At 43.0% G+C, this 6060-nt stretch carries 3 protein-coding genes and 1 pseudogene; all 4 read left to right on the top strand.

The window, feature by feature from the left end; translation table 11 throughout:
- A pseudogene (locus MLE17_RS18375) lies at window positions 1-98 on the top strand (IS4 family transposase); the annotation flags it as partial.
- Window positions 99-124: 26 nt separating this feature from the next.
- A complete protein-coding gene (locus MLE17_RS18370) occupies window positions 125-1228 on the top strand; it encodes an acyltransferase family protein (RefSeq protein ID WP_243350236.1) in 1104 nt (367 codons plus the stop codon).
- 287 nt (window positions 1229-1515) lie between these two features.
- A complete protein-coding gene (locus MLE17_RS18365; RefSeq protein ID WP_243350235.1) occupies window positions 1516-5016 on the top strand; it encodes an alpha-L-rhamnosidase in 3501 nt (1166 codons plus the stop codon).
- 167 nt (window positions 5017-5183) lie between these two features.
- Complete coding sequence (locus MLE17_RS18360) at window positions 5184-6014, top strand: helix-turn-helix domain-containing protein (protein ID WP_243350234.1); 831 nt, start codon at window positions 5184-5186, stop codon at window positions 6012-6014.
- The last annotated feature ends 46 nt before the right edge of the window (window positions 6015-6060 follow it).

The raw sequence follows: 6060 nt of genomic DNA, 5'->3' as shown, positions 1-6060 counted from the left end.
CTGATAAAACTCATCTTCGAGACCTCTTCGACAAAACTAAATTTCAAAATGACAAAGAGCGTTTTAGGCTTAATGAGCCAAATTTATTTGATTTTTAATTCGTCCCAATTTTTATGGGACACTAGTGACTAAAAACCATTATGAAATACTTGACGGGCTACGTGGTGTAGCGGCAGTGATCGTAGTGATTTTTCATTTGCTCGAAACCTTCTCCGGTGGAAATAATCTAAACCAGATTGTCAATCACGGCTATCTGGCTGTTGATTTTTTCTTTGTGTTGTCAGGTTTCGTTATCGGTTATGCTTACGATGATCGCTGGGGTAAGATGACTCTGAAAGGGTTTTTTAAACGACGTCTTATTCGTCTTCATCCGATGATCATTGTCGGGACATTTATCGGAGCCGCAACCTTCTATTTTCAGGACAGTTCATTCTTTCCCGGCATTAGCCAGGTGCCGATGTGGAAAATGTTATTGATCATGCTTATAGGTCTTACCCTTATCCCGGTTACCCCGTCGCAAGATATCAGGGGATGGGCAGAAATGCATCCACTCAACGGACCGGCATGGTCGCTTTTTTTTGAATATATTGCCAATATCCTGTATGCTCTTTTTATTCGTAAATTCACCAATAAACAGCTGGCCTTCCTGGTGTTTGCCGCAGGATGTGTACTAATTCACCTGTCAATAACCCAGGGGGATGTGATTGGAGGGTGGTCGGTTACTCCGACTCAGTTACACATCGGATTCACACGATTGATGTATCCGTTCTTTGCCGGACTGCTTCTTTCACGCATTTGTAAGCCGGGACAGGTAAAACATGCTTTTTTGTGGTGCAGTCTGCTTTTGATTGGTGTCCTTTCATTTCCCCGCATCGGTGGTGCTGAGCACGTATGGTTGAATGGCCTTTATGTGGCCATCTGTATCATTTTTATTTTTCCGCTTATCGTTTACATGGGAGCCAGCGGAGAAGTCAAAGGAAAGCGTGCCTCCCTGGTTAATCGCTTTCTGGGTGATATTTCTTATCCGTTGTACATTATCCACTATCCGTTCATTTATCTGTTTATGGCCTGGGTAGATAAGCATAAAGCAAATATGCAGGAATCCTTACCGGTTGCCTTTATGGTGCTGGTATTAGTCATTGCGCTTGCTTATGCCTGTGTGAAGCTCTATGATGTGCCTGTCCGGAAATGGCTTATCCAACGGATTATGAATAAACCTGTGAAATAATATCTGCTGTTTTACATCCGGGTTTAACTGCAATTTATCCTCGTTGTTTTTTCTATACGTAACTATTGTATTATCACTATTATACTGTAAAGTCAAAATAGAGTACCCCTATCGTCCCACATTATGACATGAGTGTAGTCGTCAGGCTATATTTTTGTCGAAATGACTGTTTTTTATTACTAATTGAAAGATTTATCGACTTTTATAATTTTAAAGATGACCTATTTTTGTGAAATGAAACCGTGGTATTTCCAACAATCTGCGGGGAATGGACTAAATCGAAGAATATGACTAAAAGGATTCGGATTTTTATATCACTATTATTACTGGGAAGTTTTGTTTCATTCAATTTGAAAGCATCCGGATTGAACATTATAAAGCTATGTACTGAATATACAGAGAAGCCCCTGGGTATTGATGTCAATCATCCCCGCTTTAGCTGGCAAATGACCTCGGATAAATCGGGATGCAGTCAAACAGCTTATCGGATAATCGTCGTGGATGAAGCCAAACAAAAAGTCTGGGATTCCGGCAAGGTATCGAACAGTGAATCTCTGAACATCAGGTATGCAGGTAACACGCTAAAACCAGGTACTCATTACAGCTGGAAGGTGATGGTTTGGGATCAACAACAGAAGATGCATATTGCAGAATCCTCGTTTGAGACCGGGTTAATGAACCCGGATCCGAAACTTTCTGCCTGGGATGGCGCCAAATGGATCGGGGGGAATGATGAGGACATGGTATTGTACTCCGCTTATCTGCCTGTGTTTAAAATCAACTATTCTCTTCAACTGGATAAAACATCGGGTAGTACAAAGGCGGGTTTGATATTGGGTGCCAATGATATTCGCCTGATGGATAAAAACAAGAACCTGTTCAAACAGGAAAACAAGCAGGATAGTTCATACATTCTGGTCGAACTGGACATCACCCCGTTACAATCCAATCAACCTGCTAAAATCAACATTTACCGGTGTGGTTATACCGCCAATGACACCAGAGACGTTCCTTTTAAGACTTTCCCTGTACCGGAATCGCTGATTAACGCTCAAAACCGGTATGATAAGCACACCGTTTATCTATCCATTGTGTTGGGAGATACCCGGATTGGCATTGATGGAGAGGGTCAGGAAAACTCAGTCGGAGGGCTGAATCTGAATCCGTTTGGAGCAGGTGGCGATCATCTTGCCTTTCCGGTAATTGGTCAGATCGGATTTCAGGTTCCGGCTAATCAAAGCGCTATTTTCTCAAACCTTCAAATAAGAAATCATCGGGCTCCGTCCAATCTGTTATATTCGGCTTATTCCAAACCTCTAAAGGTGGAGGGTGATCAATCTGGGAAACAAGTACTTTTTGATCCGTCTAAGAATTCGATGCCGATGCTACGTTCTACATTTACCACATCGTTATCACCCATTGCCAAAGCACGTTTATATGTCACTTCCCGGGGAATCTATGAAATGTATATCAACGGAAAACGGATTGGCAACGATTATTTCAATCCCGGGTCGACTCAATACAATAAAACTCAGCTCTACCAAACTTATGATGTGACCCAAGATCTCCTTTCCGGTAAAAATGCCATTGGCGCTATACTGGGTGAAGGTTGGTGGAGTGGGGGAATTACCTATATGGGTGACTACTGGAACTTTTTCGGTGACCGGCAATCGTTACTGGCGAAACTGGTCATCACCTATGCCGATGGTAAAGCAGAAGTAATTACCACGCAGCCCTCCAGATGGAAGTATTTCAACAATGGGCCGGTTGTCTATGGTAGCTTCTTCCAAGGCGAGGTGTATGATGCCACCAAAGAGGCGTTGGTCAAAGACTGGTCAAAGGCTACTTATGATGATTCTGCCTGGAAAGAGAGTGTGGAAGTATCGTTGGAAGGTCGTATCAATGACGATAAAGCATCCGGTAATGTGCCCGGAGTAGGAGATTACAGTAAGATGCAACTGACAGGTCAGATAGGGAAAACGGTGAAGCCGATAAAAGAGTTGACTGCCATTTCCGTGGACGAAATACGTCCGGGAGTTTTTATCTATGATATGGGCCAAAATATGGCCGGAGTACCTCATATTAGCCTGAAGAATATGGCGCCGGGCAAAAAAATATTTCTTCGTTTTGCTGAAGTAAAATACCCCGATTTACCGGCCTATAAAGAGAATACCGGGATGATTATGCTCGAAAATATTCGTGCTGCGATGGCTCAGGATATTTATATATCCAAAGGTGGTGATGAAATTTACAGCCCCCGGTTTACTTACCATGGTTACCGCTATGTTGAAATCACGGGGATCGAAAAGTCTCTTCCGCTGAATGCTGTAAAAGGAATTGTGTTGAGTTCCATCCATGAACTGACATCGAAATACGAAACATCCAATCCGAAAGTGAACAAGCTGTGGGAGAATATTACCTGGTCTTCGTTCGCAAACTTTATGTCTATTCCGACTGACTGTCCGCAACGAAATGAACGGTTGGGCTGGAGTGGAGATATTTCTGTGTTCTCCCGTACGGCAACTTATTTAGCCTCTGTTCCTCAATTCCTGAGAAGGCACATGCGGGCCATGAGAGACGTGCAGCGTGAAGACGGCCGATTCCCGGATGTCGCGCCGTTGGGTGTCGGTTTCGGTGAAACCATGTGGGGAAGCGCCGGAATTACCATACCGTGGGAATGTTACCAGCAATACGACGATAAGGATCTGTTGTCAGAACATTACGATGCGATGAAGAAGTACATCGACTATCTGATTCGTGATATTGATCCGGTGACAGGTGTTTTCAAGGAAAAGGAGAGGAATATATGGTTCAGTCTGAGCGATTGGTTGAGTCTGGAAGACAGCCGGAATGAAAAGACGCTCTTCTGGGAAGCCTACTTCATCTATGATTTAGAAATTATGAGTAAAGTAGCCCGGATACTCGATAAAAAAGAAGATGCGGAACGATTCGCCAAACTTTGTGCGGAGCGAAAAGCCTTTTTCAACAAGACATACCTCGACAGTGTAACCGGGAAAACGGCTTTCCGTGGGAAAGTGATTGACACACAAACCTCGTATGTTCTCCCATTTGCGTTTAATATATTTGATGAAGCACATAAAGAGTTGGCCAAAAAGAATCTGGCCACCACAATCACCCGGACAAACAGAACAGACCAGAATGTAGAATGTCCACCCTATTCGCTGATGACCGGTTTTATCGGTACGGCTTGGGTAAACAGGGCTTTGTCTGACAATGGATATTCCGATCTGGCTTATCGTCTGCTTCAGCAAACCACTTATCCATCGTGGATTTATCCAATCGAACAAGGAGCCACAACCATCTGGGAACGATTGAATTCTTACACCGTTACGGATGGCTTCGGCACCAATAACAGCATGAACTCCTTTAACCACTATTCATTTGGTGCGGTAGGCGACTGGATGTACAGCTATTCGCTCGGGATTGCCCGGGACGAGAATTCCCCCGGCTTTAAGCACTTTATCTTACAGCCAGAGCCGGACCCAACAGGCAAAATGACGTTTGCAAAAGGATATTACGAGTCGATGTACGGACGCATTGAAAGCAGTTGGCAAAAGACAGCCACCGGTTGTGAATATTGTTTTGTTGTTCCCGCTAATACTACAGCTACACTTAAGCTAAAGGCCTCTTCTTTAAATGGTATCAGGACAAAAGTAAAACTGCTTCCTTCAGCAATAAAGGATAGTAAAACTGGAGTTGGTGATGGAAAATATACATTTGAGTTACAACCCGGAAGGTATGTGATTCAGGTAAGTGGCATCAAATGATTCTTATTTTGTCAATAATTGTTTGGTCTAAAAGAAAGCCGTAGTGATTGAGTTGATCGCTACGGCTTTATCATATACTTCTTATAAAGGTCCTGCCGCATTGATTTCATACCAACTCTATTGCATTTACTCCCTATTCTGATATATCTTTGCTCAAAACAACCGATATGGCATCTGAACGTCCCGATACACAAGTCTTCAACTACTATGATATATTCTTCAGTTATTACTCTCCTGAACAATGTATCTGTACGACCATGATCAGAGAGCATATGCTGGTATATGTCTATTCCGGCACCATTGAGCTGACAGAAAATAATATCAAAACAGTCATAGGAAAGGGTGAATGCGTTTTTTTGCGTAGAGATAACCGCGTCTCCATGATCAAGCAACCTGATGCCGATGAGGGTTTCCGTGGTATCTTCATGACTTTCAAACGTAATTTCCTGAGAGAGTTTTATCAGCAGTATATAGATAAAAAGGAGCTTCCTATGGAAGTGGAAAAACACAAACCCAGTGTGATCAAATTGCCAGGGACACCGGATATAGCAAGTCTTTTCCAATCCATGACACCCTATTTTGATTCGGATAAAGTGCCGGCAAAAGAGCTGATACAGCTTAAACTTCATGAAGGAGTCTATTCGTTGCTGAATATTGATAGCCGTTTCTATCCGGCACTGTTTGACTTTACCGAGCCTTGGAAAATTGATATTCTGGACTTTATGGAGGATAACTACATGTTTGATCTCTCTGTTGAGGAGATAGCCGGATTTACCGGTCGCAGCTTGGCTACTTTCAAACGTGATTTTAAAAAGGTCAGCCCGCTGTCTCCACAAAAATGGTTGATAGATAAACGGCTAAAGGTCGCTTACGATAAGCTCCGTAATGAAAACAGAAAGGTTTCGGATGTCTATCTGGAAGTAGGGTTCAAGAATCTGTCGCATTTCTCCAGTGCATTTAAAAAGCAGTTTGGCTTTGCCCCCTCAGTGGAAAATTGATATAGAAACAAGATAATAAACGAAATCAAAACGCTAGGCGCTAAGA

This window comes from Parabacteroides sp. FAFU027 (genome assembly GCF_022808675.1).
Classification (GTDB): Bacteria; Bacteroidota; Bacteroidia; order Bacteroidales; family UBA7332; genus CAXXIC01.
The sequence above is the reverse complement of the archived record's forward strand: the minus strand, read 5'-3'. Positions and strand labels throughout refer to the sequence as shown.